This window comes from Cytophagales bacterium, assembly GCA_033344775.1.
Classification (GTDB): domain Bacteria; phylum Bacteroidota; class Bacteroidia; order Cytophagales; family Cyclobacteriaceae; genus JAWPMT01.
Window position 1 is genome coordinate 1,956,663 of record JAWPMT010000005.1, and the last position, 23,395, is coordinate 1,980,057.

The 23,395-nt window shown below is 37.7% G+C and carries 25 protein-coding genes; 11 read left to right on the forward strand and 14 right to left on the reverse strand.

Features of this window, described 5'->3' with window-relative positions:
* Complete coding sequence (locus tag R8G66_25990) at positions 1-174, reverse strand: hypothetical protein (protein ID MDW3195852.1); 174 nt, start codon at positions 172-174, stop codon at positions 1-3.
* Positions 175-423: 249 nt separating this feature from the next.
* Positions 424-1,233: a hypothetical protein gene (locus R8G66_25995; protein MDW3195853.1), complete on the reverse strand. Its 810-nt coding sequence runs from the start codon at positions 1,231-1,233 to the stop codon at positions 424-426.
* Between the two features lie 110 nt (positions 1,234-1,343).
* Here R8G66_25995 and R8G66_26000 point away from each other — a divergent pair, with 110 nt between their 5' ends.
* The gene (locus R8G66_26000) at positions 1,344-2,423 is read left to right on the forward strand and encodes an IS110 family transposase (GenBank protein MDW3195854.1); all 1,080 of its coding nucleotides are present in this window, start codon (positions 1,344-1,346) and stop codon (positions 2,421-2,423) included.
* A gap of 368 nt (positions 2,424-2,791) precedes the next feature.
* Here the strand turns inward: R8G66_26000 and R8G66_26005 are convergent, their stop codons facing one another.
* The 3 genes from R8G66_26005 to R8G66_26015 form a co-directional block, all read right to left on the reverse strand.
* Positions 2,792-3,298, reverse strand: a complete 507-nt coding sequence (locus tag R8G66_26005; GenBank protein MDW3195855.1) for a winged helix-turn-helix domain-containing protein — start codon at positions 3,296-3,298, stop codon at positions 2,792-2,794.
* Positions 3,299-3,383: 85 nt separating this feature from the next.
* Positions 3,384-4,250: a hypothetical protein gene (locus tag R8G66_26010; protein ID MDW3195856.1), complete on the reverse strand. Its 867-nt coding sequence runs from the start codon at positions 4,248-4,250 to the stop codon at positions 3,384-3,386.
* A 122-nt stretch (positions 4,251-4,372) separates the two neighbouring features.
* Positions 4,373-4,579, reverse strand: a complete 207-nt coding sequence (locus R8G66_26015; GenBank protein ID MDW3195857.1) for a hypothetical protein — start codon at positions 4,577-4,579, stop codon at positions 4,373-4,375.
* A 322-nt stretch (positions 4,580-4,901) separates the two neighbouring features.
* Here R8G66_26015 and R8G66_26020 point away from each other — a divergent pair, with 322 nt between their 5' ends.
* The 3 genes from R8G66_26020 to R8G66_26030 are packed head-to-tail and all read left to right on the forward strand — an operon-like array spanning position 4,902 to position 5,782.
* Complete coding sequence (locus R8G66_26020; GenBank protein MDW3195858.1) at positions 4,902-5,264, forward strand: HNH endonuclease signature motif containing protein; 363 nt, start codon at positions 4,902-4,904, stop codon at positions 5,262-5,264.
* Positions 5,265-5,270: 6 nt separating this feature from the next.
* Entirely contained in the window at positions 5,271-5,540 is a 270-nt protein-coding gene (locus tag R8G66_26025) for a helix-turn-helix domain-containing protein (GenBank protein ID MDW3195859.1), read from the forward strand.
* A 2-nt stretch (positions 5,541-5,542) separates the two neighbouring features.
* On the forward strand, positions 5,543-5,782 hold the full coding sequence (locus tag R8G66_26030; GenBank protein MDW3195860.1) for a hypothetical protein: 240 nt from the start codon (positions 5,543-5,545) through the stop codon (positions 5,780-5,782).
* 228 nt (positions 5,783-6,010) lie between these two features.
* On the opposite strand, the gene R8G66_26035 is transcribed toward R8G66_26030, so the two are convergent.
* From R8G66_26035 to R8G66_26060, 6 genes are all read right to left on the reverse strand, one after another.
* Positions 6,011-7,663 carry a recombinase family protein gene (locus R8G66_26035; GenBank protein MDW3195861.1) on the reverse strand — a complete coding sequence of 551 codons (1,653 nt, stop codon included), beginning with the start codon at positions 7,661-7,663 and terminating at the stop codon, positions 6,011-6,013.
* Between the two features lie 208 nt (positions 7,664-7,871).
* Positions 7,872-8,324 (reverse strand): JAB domain-containing protein, encoded by a 453-nt coding sequence (locus R8G66_26040; GenBank protein ID MDW3195862.1) that lies wholly within the window; start codon positions 8,322-8,324, stop codon positions 7,872-7,874.
* An 87-nt stretch (positions 8,325-8,411) separates the two neighbouring features.
* Complete coding sequence (locus R8G66_26045) at positions 8,412-8,729, reverse strand: hypothetical protein (GenBank protein MDW3195863.1); 318 nt, start codon at positions 8,727-8,729, stop codon at positions 8,412-8,414.
* A 157-nt stretch (positions 8,730-8,886) separates the two neighbouring features.
* On the reverse strand, positions 8,887-9,315 hold the full coding sequence (locus tag R8G66_26050) for a hypothetical protein (GenBank protein ID MDW3195864.1): 429 nt from the start codon (positions 9,313-9,315) through the stop codon (positions 8,887-8,889).
* A gap of 11 nt (positions 9,316-9,326) precedes the next feature.
* The gene (locus tag R8G66_26055) at positions 9,327-10,028 is read right to left on the reverse strand and encodes a hypothetical protein (protein ID MDW3195865.1); all 702 of its coding nucleotides are present in this window, start codon (positions 10,026-10,028) and stop codon (positions 9,327-9,329) included.
* A gap of 284 nt (positions 10,029-10,312) precedes the next feature.
* Entirely contained in the window at positions 10,313-10,882 is a 570-nt protein-coding gene (locus tag R8G66_26060) for a site-specific integrase (GenBank protein MDW3195866.1), read from the reverse strand.
* Between the two features lie 249 nt (positions 10,883-11,131).
* Here R8G66_26060 and R8G66_26065 point away from each other — a divergent pair, with 249 nt between their 5' ends.
* From R8G66_26065 to R8G66_26080, 4 genes are all read left to right on the forward strand, one after another.
* Positions 11,132-14,629 (forward strand): hypothetical protein, encoded by a 3,498-nt coding sequence (locus R8G66_26065; protein MDW3195867.1) that lies wholly within the window; start codon positions 11,132-11,134, stop codon positions 14,627-14,629.
* A complete protein-coding gene (locus tag R8G66_26070) occupies positions 14,626-15,069 on the forward strand; it encodes a hypothetical protein (protein ID MDW3195868.1) in 444 nt (147 codons plus the stop codon). Before R8G66_26065 ends, R8G66_26070 begins: the two co-directional genes overlap by 4 nt.
* On the forward strand, positions 15,069-16,067 hold the full coding sequence (locus R8G66_26075) for a hypothetical protein (protein ID MDW3195869.1): 999 nt from the start codon (positions 15,069-15,071) through the stop codon (positions 16,065-16,067). The genes R8G66_26070 and R8G66_26075 overlap by 1 nt, the downstream gene beginning before the upstream one ends.
* A gap of 235 nt (positions 16,068-16,302) precedes the next feature.
* Complete coding sequence (locus tag R8G66_26080; GenBank protein MDW3195870.1) at positions 16,303-16,686, forward strand: hypothetical protein; 384 nt, start codon at positions 16,303-16,305, stop codon at positions 16,684-16,686.
* 41 nt (positions 16,687-16,727) lie between these two features.
* Here the strand turns inward: R8G66_26080 and R8G66_26085 are convergent, their stop codons facing one another.
* A complete protein-coding gene (locus R8G66_26085; GenBank protein MDW3195871.1) occupies positions 16,728-17,540 on the reverse strand; it encodes a hypothetical protein in 813 nt (270 codons plus the stop codon).
* Between the two features lie 107 nt (positions 17,541-17,647).
* On the opposite strand from R8G66_26085, the gene R8G66_26090 reads away from it, so the two are divergent.
* Positions 17,648-18,058 (forward strand): hypothetical protein, encoded by a 411-nt coding sequence (locus R8G66_26090; GenBank protein MDW3195872.1) that lies wholly within the window; start codon positions 17,648-17,650, stop codon positions 18,056-18,058.
* On the opposite strand, the gene R8G66_26095 is transcribed toward R8G66_26090, so the two are convergent.
* Entirely contained in the window at positions 18,048-19,232 is a 1,185-nt protein-coding gene (locus R8G66_26095; protein ID MDW3195873.1) for a hypothetical protein, read from the reverse strand. The two genes, R8G66_26090 and R8G66_26095, sit on opposite strands and share 11 nt — an antisense overlap.
* Before the next feature lie 306 nt (positions 19,233-19,538).
* Between R8G66_26095 and R8G66_26100 the strand changes: the two genes are divergently transcribed.
* On the forward strand, positions 19,539-20,861 hold the full coding sequence (locus R8G66_26100) for a hypothetical protein (GenBank protein MDW3195874.1): 1,323 nt from the start codon (positions 19,539-19,541) through the stop codon (positions 20,859-20,861).
* Between the two features lie 95 nt (positions 20,862-20,956).
* A complete protein-coding gene (locus R8G66_26105; GenBank protein MDW3195875.1) occupies positions 20,957-22,876 on the forward strand; it encodes a type IV secretory system conjugative DNA transfer family protein in 1,920 nt (639 codons plus the stop codon).
* Between the two features lie 12 nt (positions 22,877-22,888).
* Here R8G66_26105 and R8G66_26110 read toward each other — a convergent pair whose 3' ends face one another.
* A complete protein-coding gene (locus R8G66_26110; GenBank protein MDW3195876.1) occupies positions 22,889-23,341 on the reverse strand; it encodes a hypothetical protein in 453 nt (150 codons plus the stop codon).
* Positions 23,342-23,395 lie beyond the last annotated feature (54 nt).

Below are 23,395 nucleotides of genomic sequence, written 5' to 3' on the forward strand. Positions count from 1 at the left end.
TTATTCACCATCATCGGGCAACTCTGGATCACCACCATCCCCTCCATTCGATTTTGTGATAACATCTGGATTCAATACTTGAACCTCAGAAAGGTCTTCCTGCAACCCGCTGCAAGAAGCGAATAACAAAGTAGAGAATAGGCAAGCAATAAATGTTCTCGTCAAATTTTTCATGATTGTAATTATTAAATGAAACGTGGCGAGAAAGTTAATCGATGAAACCGTGAATAACGGATATATCAATTGATATTATCTTATGTTGTTTTATATCAACTGATATAATTAATGTCGATAGAAAAGGTTCGATGACAGATTATCCTTGAAGGAAGTCAATCTTTTCTTGATTCCTGTTGCTTGCTGTTCTTTCATTGTCGTTTTCATATTGTTTATGGTTTAAGGGTTTTGAAATATTTCTGTTTGATTTTAATTCAGTTGAAGATTGGAATGACTAGAGAGTATCGAAGCATGGAATTGCTTCAACAACATCGGATCTCCAAGTTTTCCAATTCGCTGCTCACAGTCCCGATACATTTCCAGTGATGGCTTTCTCTTGGCAGTATCTTTCTTTTCATTGTTGAGATATCGCCTAACTTGAGCATTCAGAATCAGTTTAAGCTGAACCTCCTTTTTGCGTTTTTCCTGTACTTCCCACCACTTCTTGGTTCCGGTGAAGCCATGACGGTTCGTCGGATCAAAATATCGGTCAGGTAGTTGTACAAATCGATTCTCAGGGTCTTTCAGGATAAACTTTTTGACCAGAAAGATGCGCTCGGTGTATATCTCATGGACTCGTGTCAGGCGGTCCTCACTCACCGGTTCATACCATTGCCGAAGTAACCTTTTTGCAGCCAATTCCTGCCTTTCGGTGAGATACACATCCTTGTAAAGCACGTTCTTAGCCAGATTCCAAAGCCTTTCTGCGTAAAAGGAAGTGGCGGCCCGAGCTGGATTTTCGGGGGATTTATCCCCGTTTTCCTCTCCAACTCGATGCCGCCCTTTTTCCCCTGCATCTTTGTGGGCTTTTTCGGATAACTCACAGTTATCCACAGCCGCCGCCCGGCCCGCCGCCTTTTCGCCTTGTTTTGCCACTTTTTCCCCTGTGTGTCCCGCAAGGGTGTTGCCAGTGTAGCCTGAAAAGGCTTGAGGACTTGTGAGCGCATGCTCACGCCTTTTTGAAGTGTTGCCAGTTGAGACGTTTCGGCTGTTGATGCCCTCATTCGAAGGTATTTTCATGGAGTTAACCACATCTATTATTATATTATTAGTGTTTCTAGTCCTTATGTTAGCAATGCATAAGTTTCCCCCCTAAGGAATACCTTAAGGGGAAAGCAAAAAAGAAACTTATGCAGAAACAAGGTAATGGATTGGATTTTAATGGTCAAACTATATACGTGGGTATCGATGCTCATTTAAAGAGCTGGAAGGTAAGCCTGATGACAGCAGGAATAATGGAGAAAACATTTTCCCAAGATGCGGATCCAGAGGCTCTGCATAATTACCTAACAAAACGGTATCCAGGCGCGAGTTATGAGTCAGCTTATGAAGCGGGATTTTGTGGTTTCAGTATTCATCGACGATTGTCTTCTTTAGGCATAAAGAATCTGGTGGTTAACCCTGCGGATATACCAGTTACAGACAAAGAGAAAAAGCAAAAGGAAGACCAACGTGATAGTAGAAGAATAGTAAGATCACTTGCCAATGGGACATTGAAAAGTATACACATTCCATCATTAGCTTTTGAGGAACTACGAACTTTTGTGAGGTATAGAAAAACTTTGATCAAAGAAATCAACCGACATAAGTTGAGGGTTAAGTCGCTGCTGTACTACTATGGTATTGCCATACCATTAGCTCATGCTCAAAGTTCAAAGCACTGGTCAAAAGCATTCACTACATGGCTAAAATCGCTTGATGGTCTATCAGAAGGTGTAAAAGCTGTTTTGGATCATCTCATAGATACCGTTACCTCATTAAGAACACAACTATTAGCAGTTAATAGAGATCTCAAAAAAATATCAAGATCGGATATGTTTTCAACTCAGGTGGCTTTGTTACAGAGTGTTCCAGGTATTGGTTTTATCGTGGCGATCACGCTGATTAGTGAATTGGAAGACATCAAACGTTTCGGTAATTTGGACCACTTATGTGCCTATGTTGGTTTGATTCCTACTACTCATTCATCAGGAGAACATGACCGAGTAGGTCATATTACCCCTAGAAGTAATCGTGGACTGAGAAGTATGCTCATCGAAAGTGCCTGGGTAGCTGTTCGCCATGATCCAGCATTGATGCTGTGCTATCAAAAACTTATAGGAAGAATGCCTCCATCAAAAGCCATTATTCGTATTGCCAAAAAGTTATTGAGTAGAATCAAATATGTATTGAAAAATAATGAAACCTACATCATTAGTGTGGTTAAATGAATGGACTATAAAATCCAACCTTTATGTAGTGAGACTGTGAAGGTAACACTGCGGCTTTATTCATACAAAGACCGCTTTTTCTAGTCTGCAGCTCACATCATTATAAAAATTAAAAAAGGAAATGCGGCTCAATAGATAGTCCGTTAATAGAAGGTTGTTTTTATAGTTACATGTTATTTTTGATCGTACCAGAGAATTCCGACGGTGACGATTTATACCGACGGTTATATTAAAACTGAAAGGGGGTATCGAACCCCCAATCAGTTTTACCAGAGAATTCCTCTGACTCTGAATTACCCGATCAGGGGATTAAGAGAAAAGGGAGAATTAGTTCTTATTAATCAATTTTTCACGGAAACTTTGCTTTACTACATAGAAGTGTTACCAGCATCTGTATGTAGACGTTTTGTCGTTTGTTCTTTTTCAAAATGGCCTTTCTGAGCTTCTACGGCCTCTTTTGCTGATTTAACATCTTGCGCCTTTTTTGCCTCATCTGGGCTTATTCTCTCCATTACCAACAGGATATCCGGGTTTATCCACAACTCATAACTAGCATTACTACCATGCCATACTTTCCTGGTGATCACACCTGCTTCCATTAACTTCTGGATATGACGTTGGACCGTACGTGTACTTGAATGACTCAATTTGGCCAGCTGCACATTGTTGGTTCTCAGTGATGGCAAATTGTCCTTATCTACTTTTTCTATTCCATTGGCTTTGATCAGCGCTGAACCATATAGTCTTATCAGTTCCTTAGCTGTTGCTGAAACACTTTGTCTTATCTGTAGCGATAGATCCTCAGTTTTACTGTTGTAGGTTTTGACATATCTATCAAGGGCTTTGAAGGCAGTATGGTAATGGAGAAAGATCATTGTTGCTTTAGTTATGGATTTAATTGTTTGAAAAGAGTTTGAATTGGATGTTGATCAGTTATTGTTCTTTGCTGTTGCTTCGTGATCAGGGTTCATGTTCAACCGGTGAGCCATTGACTGATAGCTTCTCTTCCTGACTGGCTTTGTAAACCTTACACTTTCGTTGATGTCCAAACTTGGAACTCATGTCTTTGAAGCTTTTGCCACAGATACAGATCAACTCCTTTTCAGCTTGCTCTTTGAAATTTCGGAGGTTTTCCAGTTCATCTTGTTGTTCCGTGTTTAGCTGTTCTTGTCGTGTTAGCTTCTCCTCACAACTAGAAAGCTTCTTGTTCAATTCATCATTGTTACCTGTTAATTCTAGTTCCTTTTCCTGATGAGATTTCAGTTGAGTCTGGTATTGGTTAAGTTCTGACCTGAGCTTGTTGATATAGATTCTCAGGTCATTGACCAACTTGTTGAACCTTGATCGCTTCATGATCTGAGCTTTGAACAGTTCACTAAAATGATGGACCGTGAAAGCGAATGTTCCTCCGTAGATTAACATCGTAACTGCTTTTGTGATCAGTTCGAGGTAATTCCTAGTATGAGGATCGATTTGCTGTTCAGGGTTAGAGAAGCGGTAGAAGAGTTCATAGAATACAACAACACCATCCCAGGCCAACTCATTTATGAAGAAGATGGAAATGGCGAAGATGACGGCTTTTGAATCTCCTATCCATATTAAGGCAAAGACAATGAGGTCAAATATGATGACCACTGAATAAGCGTGGTAGAGGCTGACTGAAGTGCTTATCTTCATATATAGATGTGCACTATGGTCAAGGTTATTGATCATTGCTCCACTCACAATCAACATCAGGAAGGTGCGGAAGTTGAAAACAGTCGCTATCCATTTTTCGCGGATTTCGATAGGATTACCAGAGGAGTCAGTTTCTTTATTACTATTCATGTTATTCGATGTTTGAAGCGTTGAAAGAATTGCAGTTTGTTATCAGAGAATCACAAGGAGGTGTGATACTTCGATAAGGAGTGACCTCTATTGAAGCTTCTCACAACCTTGAATTGACTTGATCAATTGTTCCGTTGATTTCTGATAGCTGCAACCAGATCATGGAAAGCCAGAATAGCTCCAGACAAGAATTGCAATACAAAACGGCCTGCTACAAGGCCAACGATCACCCAGACTCCAGTCTTGACAATTTTGATCTGACCCTGACTCAGGATCTGATTTTGATACTCGAATAAATGAGTGACTTTTTGTGATGTTGAATTTCTCATTTGAAATGGATTTTGATTGATATCACACCTCTCTAGCTCACATAGAGAAATTCAGAATAGCGCGGGTATCCGCACCTAGAAAATTCGAAATTGGGACCCTTGGGCCCACTTGAATACCAAGCACTTACGAAATCGTAAGTGCTTTTTTTATGCCTTCCGGCGTGCTTTCGGCGTTCTTTTGATTGGGGAAGGATACAATCATAGGTAAAGCACAAATACAATCAAAAACCTAATTTGCGCATACAATAGAGTTCATATTCTTCGATCAATGGCTGTGTTTTCATTAACTTAACACTTAACTTTTCTTAAAAATACGAATGGCGTGTCAGATTATACTGAAAAAGAAATCGAAGAAATTTGGAAAAAGGCAGAACCAGCAGGGAGCCCTGACCCGATTAATTTGAGAACCGACCCATGCGGTGCTTGGATAAAAAAAGATCAATATGGTGAAAAAACAGAATACGGATGGAGCGTCGATCATGCATTTCCTAAAAAAAACGGTGGCACGGATGACTTAGAAAACCTTCGACCAATGCAACACAAGAATAACTCAAGTAAAGGCTATGATTACCCTGCTTATGTTTGTGCAATCACCTCAAAAGGCAGTAAAAACATTGAGCGGGACAAAAGGCTGAGGATAAGCGATAGCCTACAAAAGACGCTGAAAGACTTAGGAATGAGCTGAAAACGCATGGAAGTCATTTGCTTAGAAGAAGATGCTTTTTTCGCGCTTGTCGAGCGTGTGGTTGATCGTTTGGAAGAAAAGAGAACATTTGCGCCAGATACTTGGATTGATGGTACAGAAGCCATGAGAATGCTTGGAATAAAGGCCCTCTCTACTCTCCAAGGGTTACGAGACGAAGGGAAAATCAGGTTTACAAAACCTAGTAAAAAAATCATTCTTTATGATCGTAATTCGATTAACGAATATTTAGACCAATATGCAAAAGATACATTTTAGAAATGGAGGAGGAATTAAACGTTTCAGCAGAGTATAAGCAATGGTTTAATCGGGGCTATAATCTTCGCAAGTCAATGCCAGAGATATTCAAAGGTATGGACAGGCCAAAGGAAGAACCTAGTAGTAAAATGAGAGCCTTCGACGCAGGGGTAAAAGAATTTGAGCGGGAACAAGCAAGAATAAGCCTCCATCAACATATTAATTCTTCTAGTCGAAATAAAGACATGGGGCGAGACATCTGAAAGGGACCAGTAAGGCACATTTAATTTTTAATAATAAAATAGATGCCTTTCAGGATAAATAATCAAAAAAATTGATCCCTTTAATTAAAGGTTATCACGGTTCAATTTGTATTGAAAAAAGAAGGCTTGTAATCCTTGAATTTTGGTAGAAAACAAGGACTCCTGAGAGATACTCGTATCTCTATAATAAATAGACCGTGATAATGTCTATTAAAGCGGGAAAATCAATTAATACTTTCTAGACAAATCGATTTGTAATATGATTTGCGTATCTGTATCTGGAATGGCCCACCATTTTCGTTCCGAAATACGAACCTCACTATTCTCTCCTTTTTTCATGTTAAGCATAATCTCGGCAAGTACGGGTTTAGATGCTTTGATTAGAATTTTATCTTGTTCAATTTCAATCTCACTTACAATTTCCTGCAGTCTCTGTTTTTTGAATTCCACTGGACCATTTCTTAGAGAGTCCTTAAATTTTCTTGTGAAACGATCAATTTGGGTATTTGAAAAATTATAAACTCGACTCTGCTGTTGTTGTTTAATTTTAATTTGCTGCCTTAAATCCTGAAAACGTAAGTTTTCCTTATCGATAAACTCATTGAAGGTTTCAAAATCCTTAACCTTACCTTCAGCAAGTGTCTCATAAAGGTTATTTAAACGTTTTTCGGTTTCTCGCATTTCTTTTCTTAGAAGTTGCAAATCTGTTTGAATAGAGGGGCAGTGATTTTTTTGAGCTTCAGATAGCTCCTTGATGATTGCTTTTATGAAATCAACATTCAGCATCTTATCAATAACTTGGTCCATAACTAAGTCATCCAAGTACTGCATAGGAATGTTACGACAATCACAGCTGTTATAGCCTGATCGGACCTTATGAGAGGGTTTATAATACCGGTACTGCTTCCCTTTACCAGATGTCATTAGCATATAATTGCATTGACACTTGGCACATTTGGCAATACCGCTCAATAATGTACACGCTGAATGGTTTCGAGTTGGGGTAACATTTGATTGCTTCTGTTTTAAAAGATTTTGGACCTTTTCAAATAGTTCCTTATCCACAATGGCAGGACACTTTATCGTAACCCAATCAGAGCGAGGTTTAAGATTTCCTGTTTTAGCACACTTAGTATTAAACAAATACGTGCCAGAATAAATGGGACTCGTAAGAATAGTATGAACGTTATTGGCGTAGAAAAGCTTTCCATTCTTTTTCCTATAGCCTCGCTCATTAAGCCAAGATGTGATGGCTCTTATTCCCATCGCACCGGAATCAGCTTCGCCCGTTAGGTAAAGTTTATAAATGGTTTTGACGACGTCGGCTTCTTTAGGATTAATTGCTAACTTTTTCTTTTTCGTATCACCTCGAACCTCAGCGACTATAGTTTTGAACCCAAAAGGAGGAACGGCACCGTTCCAAAACCCTTGCTTTGCGTTCTCTATCATGCGGCTAAGCACATTTTTTCCATTTTCCTTACTGGCGTGCTCATCAACTGCGGCAATAATTTGTTTAAGCAGTTCACCATCATGCCCATCACCAAAGTCCTGTGTAATAGAATCAACGCTTACATTATACTTTTCCAGCTTACGGCGATATACACCGGAATCAACTGCATCACGAAAAAACCTTGAATATGAGTAAACTAGAATAACATCAAAAGGGTGGTTATTACTGCACGCTTCTGAAATCATCTTTTGAAATATGGGACGCCTATCGTCCGTAGCGCTTTTACCTGGCTCGATAAATTCTCTTACAATATCCCAGCCTTTTGCATTACAATGGCTTCGTGCTTGATTTCGTTGATCTGGGATTGAAATATCCTGTTTTGCTTGTCTTGGTGTTGATACTCGTAGGTAAATGGCTACTCGTTTCTTCATACTCGCTCCCACCCTCCATTTCAGCTAGGAATTCAACAAATAATGGCTCTAATCCTTTGACAGTTGATTCTAACACAGGTAAGGATTCTGGCAAATCACTAATTACCTCCAAGTTCCATTCATGTTGATTTTGTGAAAAATTTCTTAGAATTTCGTTCATCTATATCTCTTCTTGATTTTTTATGTATCCCAATAGTCATGAGACTGTCTAAAAATCATTTGAGAGCATGGAGTGATACCCATCTCTGGTCATTATTATATGATCGATCATTTGGATACCCAGAAATCGTCCTGCAGATTGTAGGTCTCTTGTTAATCTCATATCCGCATCACTAGGCTTCAACTGACCGCTTGGATGATTGTGGGCTACAATTATTCCACTAGCTCGTCTTTTCAGAGCGATAGCAAATACAATTTTGGGATCAATAATCACACTGGAGGTTCCTCCTTTTGCAAGCTCTGCAATCGACATTAATCGCTTATCTCGGTCAAGGAGCAAGAGCTTCGCTTCCTCTACAAGTTCAATCTGAGATTCATCCCAATGTTGTCTTAATATGACCTGAGCTTCTTTAGGCTGACGAACCATGGGACGGTATTGGGCTTTGATTTTATTCTTATAAACAAGGCGGACTTCTTCGAATTCCTTAGTAAGGTCAAACATGAATATTCTTTCTTTTGGCGAGCAGGGATAGGAAAATTGGGGTTGTGAAGAGATTGAATTCTCCACACAACCCGCTCTAGAATGAGTTTACATAGTCGTCTGAATACTCCGGGAAGCCATTTCCACCATCTGAATTGGCTTTGGTACGTCCCCAACTAATAAATGATCAAGAATCTCGTTAGAGTATTCACCTACAGCATTGATAAGATTAATATCCTCGTCCTCTGCTAACCCCTCAACGTTATCGAATACGTATGCGGCCTCAGAAACAACAGTCCAGATAGTCCCCCCTGGGTCGTGACTATTACTAATTGAGCGATCAATTTGCATCATATGATCTGGGTTTTTACACAAATAGTCTGTGATTTTATCGGCGATTTCGCCGTAGAATAGGCTGTTGCGCATCGGCAAACTCCTTTTTAAGGTTAGGGTTATGATAAATTGAGAGAGGGCTCTCTCGATTTGAGTAAGGGCGAGGTCCTATCGGATCAAGATCCCGAAGTCAACAAAAAAGGATCTATATCGTGCGATAGTATGCATCTGGAATTCACTTACGTAGGACTTACGTGAATTTCCCAATAAATTCCAAAATCTGCTTTCCGAGGTCCGAGTCAAAAACAGCGGTCAATAAAAAAATCAAAGCTAAGAGTATAAAAAATGCTACCTGAGCAGCTAGGCTAGCACTAAATTGTGTGCCGAATGATTTTTTTTGATTTGACAAATCCCTTAATACGATTAAAAGATCCTTTTCATACGAATACAATTCACGTTCAGCAAGTGCGATGGACTTTTCAACAAGCCCGTATTTTTCAATTGCAAATTTTATAACCTCAACACTTGGCATCTCCTGTCGTTGTGAATAATAAACGACTTGAAATTTCTCAACGTGCTCCATGAGAAATTTATAACTTAAACCGGCTTTGTCTTTGTGGTTGGGGTATTTTTCTTTGAAGAACTCGTAATATTCCCCACCGTTGAATATTTGCGACACGGAAGGTGGAATTACAGGTTTTTGGTCAGAGTTTCTCTAAAATTTTGATGTTGTTCATCTGAGACTTTCGATTCTTCGTCCACCTCTTCTAAACCCAATTCAAATTTATCCCAGAATTCATCTTCATTGGGTATCTCATCACTTACACTAAATTGATCAGAAAGTTTAATATCAAAACCGCGTTTATTCAGTTTGTTGACCAGAGATTTTCCATTTGGTAAATCTGAAAAAGTCATATCACTTTTGGGCTTCCGTGTTCTTGTTGCTTGAATTAATCCCATCTCTACTGGAGTAAATCCTTTTTGAGGGTTTAGTAGAGTTTCGGGCCAATCTACAGGTATTGGTTCGAACCAATAACTCATAGAACCATTCTTAAAAACAAGCTCATGTAACTTGTTTCTCTGATTTATCGCATTAGACAACATACGTGTCTCTCCTACGGTATGAAGATTGTAATCCACACTCAGAGTTTTTGCAATATCATTTCTGGTGTAAATTTTAGACGCAACCGACACTGCTTTTTCTATATAGATTTCACTACCTTGTGGAGCATAGAAAATAGCTAAAATTCGAAGACTGTTACCTTCTCGTTTCGTGTAACAACACCATTTTCCACAATACAGACTAAAACCATATTCTTGGTTTTCGGCTAACGTAAAATTCTTGTCAAGAATTCGTTGTGCGTCTACGAAATAATATTGATGATATTTCATAACTCTATCTTAATATACGCTTAACATTGAAAAATAGTGTCATAAAATCGATGAAATGGTAGAAAGGCGTGATGAAATAGGCTTTTTTGCACTTTAATGCAGCATTCATGATATTCAAAATAATACTGTATACAGCGGAAAACAAATTATATGAGAAGATTTATTGAAATTATACCATAGAATATTGTAATAATTAAGAAATACTCATCTATTTCTTTAACTAACCTGACTTGTTTCAGCTCTATTTAATTTTTTCAACACCCAGTCTCATGTAACTTTATGTACTAAAATTCCCAAAATCTTCTAGCGATGTCCCGCTCTTCAACACCAACAATATCAAGATATATTTCAGTCGTTTCTAATCTACTATGGCCGAGCCATTTCTTTACAAGGGTTAATGGGACTGTTGAAACTGCATGAACGGCAAAACCATGTCGTAAGCCCTTGGCAGAACTCCGTACCCCTTTAATATTGGCGGCTTCCATGCAGTCTTTTATTCGTCTAGATGCTGTACGAAGAGAAAACCACCATAAGCTTTCTTCTGGCTTTAATCCATCAATAAAGCATTTCAAATCCTTTAGTAGGTAATCTGGAATTGGAATTTCTCGAAAGATACCTTTCTGGCGTTTTTTAAGGGTTTCAACAACTACAGTGCCATTTGACAGGTCAATACTATCTTTTTTCAAATTGTGAATCTCTGAAATGCGAGCCCCTGTATAAAAGATTAATTGACAGAAAAGTTTGACTTCAATCAATTGCTGTTTGGTAACTTCTAAGAACCTCAGGCGCTCTTTCTGATTGAGATATTTTCGTTGACCAGTCTTGTCGTGTAGTGATAGTGAGTATTTATACATAATTCCCCCTTTCACACTATAACTGTCCGAGTATTAGATATTCTCGGACAAAAAATCAAGAGTGAAATAAGGAATATCAAGAATTACGTTAATTATATATTTTGTTGCTAAACAACCAAAAATCAGCATGCAACGTTATAAATAGCTCTACAATACCTCGCAAAACAAAATTAGAAGTTGGCTTAGTCCAAATAGGAGAATTAAAAGAGTTTTACGCTAACTTTATCAGCTATCCACTACTCAATACAAATGCCCAAAAAGAAAAAAAATGTTCCGTATGGTATAAAAGTATCAAGAGATAAATACCATATGCTAAATGGGAAGCCGAAGGATAGAAAGAGAGCTTTTCATGAATTGAAAGGGACATTGGATTTCACCCAATTGTGCCACTCAATGGATTTTTTGGAGCGCAACTTACCAAAGGCAAATAACCAACTAATCCATGGAAATCCGTTGCCAAGTGATTACTCATTTCTTGGTAGTTTGAAAGAGACGCCGTATTTGGGTGACAATATTCATGCAGAGTTAAATCAATGCCTTATAGGTGTTCGAAAATATCGTAATGAAATAAACCTGTTTCTGTTTTATAAAGAACTTTACGACGAGAATTTAATAATTGGTAATTACACCGAAGCCGAAAAATATCTCTCGAAAATAGAGGAGAACATTTGTTGCTCTCTATGGACACTCGAGAATAGATTCGTACTATTTGAGCTTTCAGGTAAGGCTTCAGAAAATAAGAAGTATTTAAGTTCATTTAATACTGATAATCTAAGCAAAGGAATTACCAAGTCACTAGCGCATTATTTAAGCTTACGAGCTGAACACTCGCTTTCTGTAAATAGATATTTTAACGAATTAGAAATTGGGTTAAATAAACTGAAAAGCCACAAAACCAAAAACGCTTTCAGGAATTACTATCGATTCAAACTCACATTTCTCAGTCATTTAGATTTTTCTGACTATCCCGCAATTCTTTCTTTAGATTTCAAGCATAGTATAACCGACAGATATCTAAATCTCACGAGGGTTTTGACCAGCTTGCTTGCTGTTTCAAGTTATTTGAATGAAGACGACCCAAATCATGAAAGAACGAAGTACTATCTCAGAAACAGGATTAATTATTTACTTCGAAAGGTAAAAGACCCTATTTTATATAAGCTAAAACTATTCTCTGGGGATACAATTTTTCCCGCATTCGATGTAAAACAAAGTAAGGATGAAATACGGGCAATTGATAAATATACTACTGGGCTATACAACGAAGCTGAAAAGGATTTGGCAAAACTACTTTTAAAAAAACCAAACCAATTCGACCTATATCTTCTGTATGTAAAAACGTTGATTTATCAAAAGAAGGAATTCATACCAGTAGGTTCCGTAAAAAGTATCCAGAATGAAATATTGAACGCTTTATTTAAAAGCACTTCCGTAAAAGGAAATCCAGATCAAGCGAGATTAAACCTATTAAGAATAGCCAATAATTTATCCAGTAACTCTATAAGTTATGGAATTACCGATTACGTATTTAATCAAAGTCAAGGAAGTAAAGAACGAAATCTTATAGCAAAGTTTTCATACAATGTTGCGAACCCAATTATTCATGAAATATACACTTCGAAGGAGGAGAAGAAAGAATTTTTGAATTTACTTTCCAGTAGGTTTCCTGACTCAATTACAGTCCAGTTTTTTCTTGAAAAATTAAAAGGTGTAGAGTCTCTGATCAAGTTTGAGCAGAAAATTCCTGAAGGACAATACAAGATTGAAATAGCTCGAAAATTACAGGAGAGTAAAAATTTTATTGGAGCTATTAAGGAATGGGAATTCCTGATTCATCATTACAAAGATACAACGCCAATTTATGAAACAGCATTAATAAACCTATTCAAGTGTTACCTGACCCTTGACAAAGCAGATTCATGCATTGACTTATTTGTATCGAGTTTCTTTCAAAATAATTATATCATCGAAAAAGTTGAAACTAGAGAGTTGTTAGAGAAAATTAGTTCCAACAGATTTAGAAATGTATCAAGGTCAATTAATCTTCCAATATTTTATACTATTGTTAATGCTGACGATGTAGAAACACATATTGCCTACGAACTTTTTAATACTTCTTATGGTGTAGAAAAACCATCGCAACTATTAGAAAAGTTTGATCAGTTTGATAAAACGAAAATTCTTTACTTCCTTGAATTTTGCTGCAGCCCAAAAGTGCTAATGCACTCAACTTTTATAGAAAACTCTAAAGATAGACTTGAAGAAAGATTGGCAATAGCCAATTTCTTAAAAACAAAAGTCATTGAAAACAAGAGTATCGAAGATGAAATAAAAAGCATACAGAACATACTAGTAATACAACAAGGTTTAATAGACCTAGATGAGAGTAAAATTTACGTCAATGAGCAAGGAATCATAGATGAGGGTCTTCAGGATTTCGAAGCCGTTTATGATAGATTCAAAGTTATTTATGGTATAGCTGGAGACAGTAAACTTCTATATCTAAAGGGGGGTGAATTAACAACGTACGCTTCAGGTGAAGATACTGAAGTTGAAAAAATTGAATATTCTGGTAACCCTGTTTTTGATATTTATTCGGAGCTTTTCGAAGCAATAAAAGATAAATTTCTTAACAGCCAATATGGAATAGTCGCATACTTGAGCACAAGAATCAGACATGGCGTACTAATTGGGGAATTAAGGCCAATTTTTGAAACTCATAATCTGATTACTCTTAAGGAAGGAAGCTCGTCCAATTATAGAAGGAACTATCATTGGGACATGATATATGGGGGCTATTCTCACGACGAAAAAGAACAGTTACAAGTATTATTGGCAGACTTCTCAAGCAAAGTCGACGGACTTATTTTTGATCTAATCAAAAAACATCTTCAGGTGTTTAATAAAGATAGCAATAGCGAAGGTTGGTTTAACTACGACTTTGATCCAAATGACCTGTGGTATCACTCTGTTTTTGCCACAGTTGCAAATGATAATTTCGAGGATTTCATCAAAGGTATTTTCGCTGTTCTTTGGAGAAGAACCGATGAAAACTTAGAGATAATACGTACAAGAATTGAAAATGAAATACTCGGCCAGTTCAATTCATATTTTAACGAATTAGAAATTAGCCTCGTAGCTCAATTCGGAAAATCTGCTAATCACCAATTAATCAAATCAATAAAAGATTGCTCGACCGAGACCCAAACTGTAATGCAAAAAATAAGCAGGTGGTTCAAGCGTAGCGAAATTAAGGCTTCTGATTTTAAGCTTAGTGAACTAGCAAATATCATTGTTGAATACACCAATAAAAGTAGCCCATTCAAAAAGTTAATATTTGACTTGGAAAGTAAAAGTGATCCACCGATTAAAGGTGAGTATAAAACGCATTTTGCTGATTTACTTAGAATATTTCTAGAGAATATTATTAAGCACTCAAATGAAGAGGTTCTTGATATTCCTTGCAAGATTGTTACATCAACCCGAGAGAACGGTCTAACTATCCAAATTTCAAATGAAATAACCGATGACGAAAGTATTGAGGCATTGGAGACTGTGTGGAAAGGGAATATACTGGATTTTGATAAGCTACTTAACGAGGGTAAATCTGGCTATCATAAAGCTTACAAAATCATTACATATGACTTAAAAAATGAACATACTAATTGCTTGACTACAAGAATTTCAGATGAAAAAGACTGGTTTTTCGTAAACCTGAATATTGATGCTAGAGACATAGTGGTATGAAAATATTATTCATTGAAGATCATCCTTTAAAACAAGCTCAGATCCACAAGTTTTTGAATAATAAACCTGGTATAACAGCTATTGTCACAAAAAATTCCTACATCAGTGGATTAAAGGAATTGATTAATAATTCGGATGACTATGATGCCCTTCTTTTGGACATCAGTATGCCGAATTATGATATTTCCTCGGAAGATAATGGTGGTTCCTGGATGCCATTGGCCGGGAAAAAAATACTAAAAGAAATGTTCCTTAGAGATATTCCAACAAGGGCGATAGTTGTTACAATGCATGGAAGTTTTGACGACGGCACTAAAATAACCGAGCTTGACAATGAGCTTCGTACGCAATTTTCAGAGAACTATATTGGATATGTTTTTTATTCACAGATCGATGAAGAGTGGAAAGAGAAATTATCACAACTTTTAAATGTTGATTGATGATTAGGATTTTATTAGTTGATGATAACCCAAGTAAACAACAAAGTATTAAAGAAACGATACTAATTACCAATGATATTAACGAAACAGAGATTGATATAGTTAGTAGTACAAAGCAAGCAAGGAAACTTCTATATCATAATTACTTTGACTTGATGATACTGGATCTAGTATTGCCAATTGAAGAAAATGGAGATTGTAACGCTTCAAATGGCGTAAGTTTTTTGAAGGAAATCACCATGAATCCATCTATCAAACCTCCAATTCATATTGTAGGTATCTCGGGTTATCAGGATAAAGTGCACCAAAATCATGAGGAATTTAGAATGAAACTTTGGAATCTGATCACTTACGAAGAGGCCTCAACAGGCTGGAAGGATCAGTTGAATTCAATAATATTTCACTTAGTAAAAACGAGACAGAGGTTTCTTACAGCTTCATTGGATAAACAGATTTCCTTGTTGCTATCTAAATTGGATAGTGAGAACCTTCCTATTACCTTTCTCGGGAGTGACTGGAAGGCTGTTTGTTTTAGCCTTAGCAATATTATTGCGAGAATTTTTGATGTTCCAGAAAAATTCAGGAATGGCCTTAAAGCAAAAAACATTAATGTAGGAACACTAAAAATATCCAGTGAATATGACTTTCAAAACTTGATTCACTTGATTCTAAGACCTTGGATTCCTAGCACTGAGCCTGAAAACATTGCCGTAACTTTTGATGGAAATACCAAAAATGCTGACTTTTCGATAAAAGGAAATTCAATAATTATCGAAGCCAAGTATATTGATAGCACGGGCAAGAAAAACGACACTTTAAAAACACTAGAAGGTCTTAAGGACTTTTATCGAATGAATTCAAATGTGAAGTCCCTATTATTCTTGATTCTTGTTGAGGATACCGTCCAAATTGATTTTTCAAAGATTGAAGATAAATACAGCGACACTCTCTCACAATTCCCTATTCTGATTAAACTGTTCAGAAATTCTCTCAAATAGGATCTATATAGCTCTATAAGGCCGTTTTTTTCACTTTAGGGGCCTCAATTATGGCAGGAGGTCAATCACTCGCCAAATCCGTTTAGACTGGACAACTTCTATGGAAGTAGAATTTTCAATTCAAATTCAATAAACAAATAGGTTGGCACACTATATCTAATTTTCGGCCAGACAGGAACCAGAAAGCCATTTTCTTAGGTCCAATTTCAATAAACCCGAAAATTAAATTCAGAATATGCGATACCTATTTGCTCTCGCGTTGGGTGTTTTATTCTCATCACATCCTGCAGTGGCACAAAATCACGAAAAAGAAGAAACCATCTTCAGGCAAGCAGGTAACTATTCAGAGAAGCACGATGTGCTTACAATAGCTGTATTAAGAGGAACGAGTTTCAGGGATCAATACGATAAGTATCTAAAGTTTCTGGAACAGAAATTTGACTCTCTTGAAGTTCCATTTAAGTTCTTTATTGAGGAGGTTCCTGAAAATTTAGGTACCGCCTTTGTCTACTTCATTGAAAACGATTTGAATGGGCCTGTAGATGGGAATGAACTTTACGCGTTATTGCCTCATATCAAAAGACGTTATTATGCACAATATCCGACTTCTCAGAAGTAAATTTTGACACTTCTCATAGAAAGCTCATATATGAACGATTCCTAGCCCATTCCCGGAATAGATAAACCTGTACTTTCGTTCCTAAACATTTCTGATACATCATTCTTTACAACCTCATCAGCCAATTGACCAGCTTCCTGATCCTGGGTTTCTGTAGCACTGGCATGAAGTGTTTTTGCCCCTGTCTTCCTACGAAGCTGTTGAATTGCTGCGACTTTCTGGTCATCATTTAATTCAGAATTTTTGTTGATAGCCTCTAGTTCCGTTTTGGCATTTAAGACACGTTGCTCTCGTTGACGCTTTTGACCATGCATGTTTTCCATTCCTACAAATCGTTGATCTAAGACCTTATTACCCTCACGCGCTTCCTTGCGCACTTTCTCAAGTAGCAATAATAATTCTGCATCTGAGGTGTTTTCTGAAATTTCTGTTTCAAAGTGATCCGCCATAATCCTGTAAGCTTCGGACCTGTCTAACTTTCCACCATCCTCAACCCCAAGAAGAACATTATCAATATCGTTGAGCCTTTCAATATTCAAATCCCACTGATCCCGGTTTGCCTGCATTTTTGTTTCTAATTCCTGAATTTGAATGCTTAATTCGGTAAGTTCTTTATCAAAACGTTCTAACATCCGGTTGTAGGCTTCACTGACTACATCAACCACCCGCATAAACTCATCTTTTAAGCGTTGTTTCTGCTTAGCTTTTTCGCTGGTGGGGTGGGTTTCCGATTGATCATTGTAACGAACTGGGCCGCCGACATCAGGCAGTTCGCCACGTATCCCATGATTAAAAAGATGCTTCTCTCTTTCCTGTTCCTTTTGATGTACGTCTTCGACGGATGTATCTGTCATTTCCCACCTTCATATACCCCATCATTTTACCCTGGTAGGAGTTAATATTTTGCTAAGAGTGCTAAAGTTCTTTAGTTGTTTTGGAAAAAAAATTTTGACATAAGTACGTGAGAGTGCTAGAACCCTCAAATCAAAATATCAAAATTTATGGGAGACATGATATGTCAAAACTACAATACGATTTTTTAGAGGCTGAACGCCATCTTATAATGATGAAACATCTTGTACGCCATGCTTGGCAAATTGCCGAAGAAGTTGAGGGCAAAGAATTTTACTACGATGAAGCATATATTCGCGTTATTGAGAGCTTAGAGGATATAATGGACAGAGGAAAAACATTTGAAAACTTCCTTGAACTTGCAACTATGCCAGGGGCTTTCGCTCTTTCTGCTAAAGAGGATAAGACAAAGGACCCTGAAAAAGTCAGAAAAATGAAGGAAAAAGCTATAAGAGAATTAGAGGATTATAATACTAGATTATTTGAAGAAAGACGTCCTCTATCATGTTTCAGTTGGTAGTCAGGTAAAGCAGCTCAGGATCTAGGTTTAGAGAGAGAATATAAGCTTTCATCTCTTGGTAAACATTACGTTGGTTTTTCCATTTCTCTACGACTTTACTTGTGGTATGTCTATCTGGATTGTTGATTTTTGAAGTCATCTTTTCTACAAGCTTTTCCAGGTTGTCAAGAACGTTTATCAAATCAAACTTTGGCTTTTCCTTTCCTCTAAGTCTGACAAAATCATCTCTGTAAACCTTTATTCTTTGTTGATGGGCCTTTGAATTCGCTCCCACATGAAGAATATCAGGTTTACAAACTCCGTCAGAATCATAACTGTACTGCTCAAGAAGAAAGTGCTCTGTTCTGTTTAGTAAAGCATAATGGTATATCCTCGTTGGGTAATTGAGCATATAAAATCCATAATCTGTGTAGCTATACCCGATTTTCGGCGCTTGCTTAAAGCAGTTACAAATGTGTTGGAAAAGAGGTAAAGACAAGCAGCTCAATATCTCAAATTTGAGGCTTTCAACGTCTTTTTTACTTGGAATGAACTCATGCTTAAAAGGCAATGCCAAATATCGTTTGTATCGTGCTTTTGGCTCACCGGAAAGATCTAACGGGAAGATCTTTTTTTCAATCTCGTTGTAGCCCTTTTTATGAACTTTCATGTAAGCATCATTACTTATCTGCGAGTCAAAATAATCCTCCAATTCATATCTATGCCTCTCTAAGTAGTCATAAACATGTAATGAATCATCTAGTTTATCCAGATAATCTAAAATTGCCTGTTCATATTTCTGTTGTAAAGTTTCCTTATTCTCATTTCCAAAATCTCTGAGTGACAAGATGGTTGATGTACTTTTCTGACCTCTCACATTCTTCAGTTCAGACAGCAAAGGGTTATCCTCTTTGATGCCAAATTCCTCCGCTTTAATGCCGTATATGTATTCGAAAAATACAACCCATAGATTGTAAGGCTTTAGAGCAGCACTAGATTTTTCAAGAATATCTCCCTTATGCTCATTCTGCGAGCGATCTAACTCTTCCTCCAACTTGTATTTGTCAGAATATCCAGTGAATGGGAGTATCTTCTCAAGTTCTGATTCCAATTCCTTTACGTCACCATTATGTCGATCAAGAAGTTTTTGGAGTATACCGTTCTCCGTATTGATAACCATATATTCTGTATTCAAGTTTTTTAGCCAAATTCTCTTCTCAATTGAAAAGATGAAACCTTAACAATTCTTTAACAAATCCGGCATCTAAGAAATATCCGACGAAAGTAATAGCTCAATCTGGTTATTTCCCCTAACTCAGTAATTTATTTCCCTCAATTGAGAAATTGAACTGCTGGAGAGTTGCGGCTTTAGGAAAATTCAAAAGACCAGTTTCCTCATTTTGGAAGTTATTCTCCCTTATTCAAATCACTAAATAGTGCAATTTTTATTACCTGAGTGTATTAGGCAGATTTGGATTTTTAAGATTTAAAACATTTATATATGAAGAGAATTACACTGTTTGGTTTCACCCTCAAACGCTTATGGCCTAGCGCAGAAAACAGCCGGAAGTTTGTTCGTGCGGGAATGAAGCCCTTTTTAACGATAGTGTTATTAATCGCTATCGTGGCAAGCCTTCGGGCTCAGACGGTCTACGGAATAATTATCGGAGATGATCAGGACAAAAATATCGGCCAAGCAGTAAGGGTTGATATTAAGAACTGGACAGGTTGGGTATACAAAGTAGGTCAAGCAACTGGATACGACGTTGAGATCACAGTTTTCAAGCGTTCGGCTGGAAATGCTGTCTATACTCGAAAGTCCGTTATGGCGAAAATCAATAGTTTGCCATTGGATGATCAGTCGATCATCATTGTAATCTATAATGGTCATGGGCACGCATCACCTCGAAGTAAATTCCCAATGTTCTTGCTTGGAGGATGGAGCGATGCATTGGAACTTGAAGCCATCCAAAAAGCGATTTCAGCGCGCAAACATCACCTATCATTGGTTGTCAGCGATGCTTGTAATAGCTTTTTACCAGGTAGTGGAATGGCAAAAGCGGCTGTTTATCACACATCTCCGGGAAATTTGAACAGCGCTGCTAGTCAGAATCTCAAGGAGCTATTCTTAGGATATAAAGGTGAAATAACAGTAACGTCTTCTGAACGAGGCACAGTTTCGTATGCTTATCCAGTAGGTGCAGTATTTACCAATTCCTTTTTGAATGCCTGCTATTCCGAGGTTTTTAGTTCTAATCAGAATATCACATGGAAGAAGGTCTTGGATAAGACTTCCAAGATTTCGTATAACGCAAAAAGAACTACACCTTACTATGAGATAAAACTTCAAAAGGTAAACTCTGTGGTAACCTCCACTCCATTCGACGGACTAACAGCAATACAAAGATGGCGGGATAGACTATCAGATGATTATAAAAGGCCTGAGGTAAATCATAGTTCTATGTTCGCCAGAAATATTCATATTTCCATTCCCGAAGAAGTATTGACCTGTACGTTTAAAGTAATAATCAGATACCAGGTTAGTCCCAATGTGTGGGCTTTTAAGGAGCTTTATAACTCATGGACATATAGAGTTGGCTGGATAGGAAAGGAATTAAGTGCTTACGGAGATGAGATTTACATCTATTTCATGAATAAATCTGGTAAAACTATCAACATGAATCATAATCAAATCGAGCAACGCTTCTTCCACAAACCCAGTGGTCGGTTCCTGAAAATGTCGAAGATGAGAATCAGTGATATTACAAAATCAAACGGGCTGGTTTTCAATTGTGACGGTTTGGTTTTAAAAGAAGAACTCTAAGAACCTTTTGACTAGGACTTATCGAATGCTCAGCCAAGTCCTAGTCTCTCTTTTCTTCAATTCTAATTATTCTAACACCTTAATTGATTTTACAGATGAAACATTCACTGACGATACGAATGTTGAAAGTGGGATTGATGGCTTTGATCCCTGCATTTTTATGGCTTGGTGTTGCATTTCTAATTACTATGAATCAAGAGACATCAAGCGAGCAAATGGCTGTGGACGCAGTAATTTTAGCTTTTTGGAGTGTCTTATTCCTACATTGCTTACTCTTTCTGAAACAGTGGGCTTTTTCCAGTCGATGGTACCTAAGTGTCATATTATGGCTCATCATCGGCGTTATCGCTTACTCTTTCGCGAGAGAAATTGGCCAGCTGATTTACAATTTGGCTGAAACGCAATTCTGCTACGAGAATTTGACACATACATTAAAGACCTATGCCCTCAATGGGGGCATAGGTTTTTTTATTGCCGTTTTTCCGGTCGCCTACATCTTTCAAATTGATCGAATTAAAGAAAACAAGTTTTTCAGACAGTGGTTTGTTGATGGTAAAGGTGCTGGTGGCGATTATGCAGGTGTTCGCAGTTTTGATAAAAAAGAAATCAAACATCTTAATTGGCTCTCGAAAGAGGGTTTCAGGACAAAATCCATCCTTTTAGGGCGCAACCTTTGGCAAGACGATCCTGGAATGCGCTTAATTGGTGACAGAGAAAACTCTCATCATCTCGTTTGTGCAAGTGCCCGAAGCGGTAAAAGCGTGTCATTTCTCTACAACAATTTATTGATGGTGGACACACCCGCCATCGTTTTTGATTTGCGAGGTGAATTATCAAAGCAAACTTTCTATCGAAGAAGTTCAAAAAATTGGCTTAATCAGTGGGGATTGAAAGGAAAAGCAATAAAGCACTTCGAAAATGGCAGATGCTTTGTTTTCGACCCTTTTCATGAAACAGATTTGCCTTCCTGGAACTACAATTTGTTATCCGAAATCGATATAGAGAGCCCGAGAGTCCGGGAAATGCTTTCTGCAATATCTGAAGGGTGCGTTTTACCAGAAAAGGGTGAGAATGTTCATTTTCAGGAAATCGCGCAGTTTGTAATCGAGGGCGTTATTGCTTTTGTACTGGGTAACGTATCAAAGCAAAATCAAAACCTGGTTTATATAACAGAGTTGCTGAATGGTTTTGATAATGAAATAGGGGTAGCACGGATTGAGCGCTTCAATGAATTGCTGGTCAAGATGTTGATGGACACTGAAAGTGCGGGAGGACTTCCAGCTGAAGCAGCCATCAGGCTCCAAGGTATGGGGGATAAGGAAAAAGGCTCAGTATTAAGTACTGTTGCTCGGAGCTTAAAGTGGATTAGTGATCCTTCAATGAAAAAACACCTTGTAGGAGATAACAGCTTTAGATTTTCTGAAATTGGATCAAATGGCTTCATCGACACGCTCTATGTTGTGTTACCAGAAAATATGATGAGTGAAGCAGGGCAAATGCGGTGGTTCCGAACCATTACAAATTTAGGAATGGCTCTTTTAAGGAGTCGAGCCGTGGTTAAATCGGATACATTGTTTATTCTCGATGAATTCGCGAGGCTCCAAAATATTAAATCGATAAGCGATGGCATCAGTACCCTGATGGGGGATAAGATTAAGCTCATAATGGCTATTCAAAACTTGGGTCAGCTTATCCATAACTATCCGAAAAGATGGAATTCATTCATCGCGAATAGTACACTTGAATTCTTCGGGGTTCATGACTTGGAAACGGCAAATTATATTTCGTCATTACTTGGAAATCGCATTGAAAAAGTAAAAAATAACGGCAAGGATTTTGAGAAAAAATTACCACTTATGACCGCTCAGGAAGTAATGACATATCTGGCAAAAAACAGAAATAGAATGCTCGTTTTTCCTGTTGACGGACTACCGTTGAGACTTGAGCGTGTGGGTTATAAACGAGTGAGGGAACTAAACCCAATAACAGGTCTTATCGGGCATTACGAGTTTTAATTTTTTTCAAACCTAGTCTCTATCAAAGCCGTGATCCCTGTCACGGCTTTTGTCTTTTGAGGTGCTGTTAAATTCATTCAATGTCTTACTAAAGAATGCAGCTCGTTCTTGTTCTTTAGTCTGTTCTGCCGTTGGTTGAGCGCCATCGTTAAATTCGCCGGAAGCTTCACCTGAATTTATCTCATGAGCAGTTGAAAAATGTTTGATTCCGGCTTTATAACTACCGCCGTAATCTTCAAACATTTTGGCTTCTAATCTTTTGGCTTTGTCTTCAATGTTCTTCTCCTGTTTTTTTAGAAGATCCTGATACACTGAAGAGCGATCTTCTTCCAAGGTTGGAGAATCAACAAATTCCATTTTTTTAAAAGCCTCCTTACGTTGATGCTCTTCTCTCTTTCGTATTTTTTGAAGCTCTTCTTTAAACGCCGAATTCAAATCTTCAAGCGCTTCCTTACTTATCGCCATAAATGAAAAATCATGTTACAATGATCTTATTACTTATACGAAACGCAGGCCTAA

Bases quoted from the DNA above. Each gene is read 5' to 3' on its own strand.
- R8G66_25990 (MDW3195852.1), bottom strand. From the start codon at position 174: ATGAAAAATTTGACGAGAACATTTATTGCTTGCCTATTCTCTACTTTG.
- R8G66_25995 (MDW3195853.1), bottom strand. From the start codon at position 1,233: ATGAAAATACCTTCGAATGAGGGCATCAACAGCCGAAACGTCTCAACT.
- R8G66_26000 (MDW3195854.1), top strand. From the start codon at position 1,344: ATGCAGAAACAAGGTAATGGATTGGATTTTAATGGTCAAACTATATAC.
- R8G66_26005 (MDW3195855.1), bottom strand. From the start codon at position 3,298: ATGATCTTTCTCCATTACCATACTGCCTTCAAAGCCCTTGATAGATAT.
- R8G66_26010 (MDW3195856.1), bottom strand. From the start codon at position 4,250: ATGAATAGTAATAAAGAAACTGACTCCTCTGGTAATCCTATCGAAATC.
- R8G66_26015 (MDW3195857.1), bottom strand. From the start codon at position 4,579: ATGAGAAATTCAACATCACAAAAAGTCACTCATTTATTCGAGTATCAA.
- R8G66_26025 (MDW3195859.1), top strand. From the start codon at position 5,271: ATGGAAGTCATTTGCTTAGAAGAAGATGCTTTTTTCGCGCTTGTCGAG.
- R8G66_26030 (MDW3195860.1), top strand. From the start codon at position 5,543: ATGGAGGAGGAATTAAACGTTTCAGCAGAGTATAAGCAATGGTTTAAT.
- R8G66_26035 (MDW3195861.1), bottom strand. From the start codon at position 7,663: ATGAAGAAACGAGTAGCCATTTACCTACGAGTATCAACACCAAGACAA.
- R8G66_26040 (MDW3195862.1), bottom strand. From the start codon at position 8,324: ATGTTTGACCTTACTAAGGAATTCGAAGAAGTCCGCCTTGTTTATAAG.
- R8G66_26045 (MDW3195863.1), bottom strand. From the start codon at position 8,729: ATGCGCAACAGCCTATTCTACGGCGAAATCGCCGATAAAATCACAGAC.
- R8G66_26055 (MDW3195865.1), bottom strand. From the start codon at position 10,028: ATGAAATATCATCAATATTATTTCGTAGACGCACAACGAATTCTTGAC.
- R8G66_26060 (MDW3195866.1), bottom strand. From the start codon at position 10,882: ATGTATAAATACTCACTATCACTACACGACAAGACTGGTCAACGAAAA.
- R8G66_26065 (MDW3195867.1), top strand. From the start codon at position 11,132: ATGCCCAAAAAGAAAAAAAATGTTCCGTATGGTATAAAAGTATCAAGA.
- R8G66_26070 (MDW3195868.1), top strand. From the start codon at position 14,626: ATGAAAATATTATTCATTGAAGATCATCCTTTAAAACAAGCTCAGATC.
- R8G66_26075 (MDW3195869.1), top strand. From the start codon at position 15,069: ATGATTAGGATTTTATTAGTTGATGATAACCCAAGTAAACAACAAAGT.
- R8G66_26080 (MDW3195870.1), top strand. From the start codon at position 16,303: ATGCGATACCTATTTGCTCTCGCGTTGGGTGTTTTATTCTCATCACAT.
- R8G66_26085 (MDW3195871.1), bottom strand. From the start codon at position 17,540: ATGACAGATACATCCGTCGAAGACGTACATCAAAAGGAACAGGAAAGA.
- R8G66_26100 (MDW3195874.1), top strand. From the start codon at position 19,539: ATGAAGAGAATTACACTGTTTGGTTTCACCCTCAAACGCTTATGGCCT.
- R8G66_26105 (MDW3195875.1), top strand. From the start codon at position 20,957: ATGAAACATTCACTGACGATACGAATGTTGAAAGTGGGATTGATGGCT.
- R8G66_26110 (MDW3195876.1), bottom strand. From the start codon at position 23,341: ATGGCGATAAGTAAGGAAGCGCTTGAAGATTTGAATTCGGCGTTTAAA.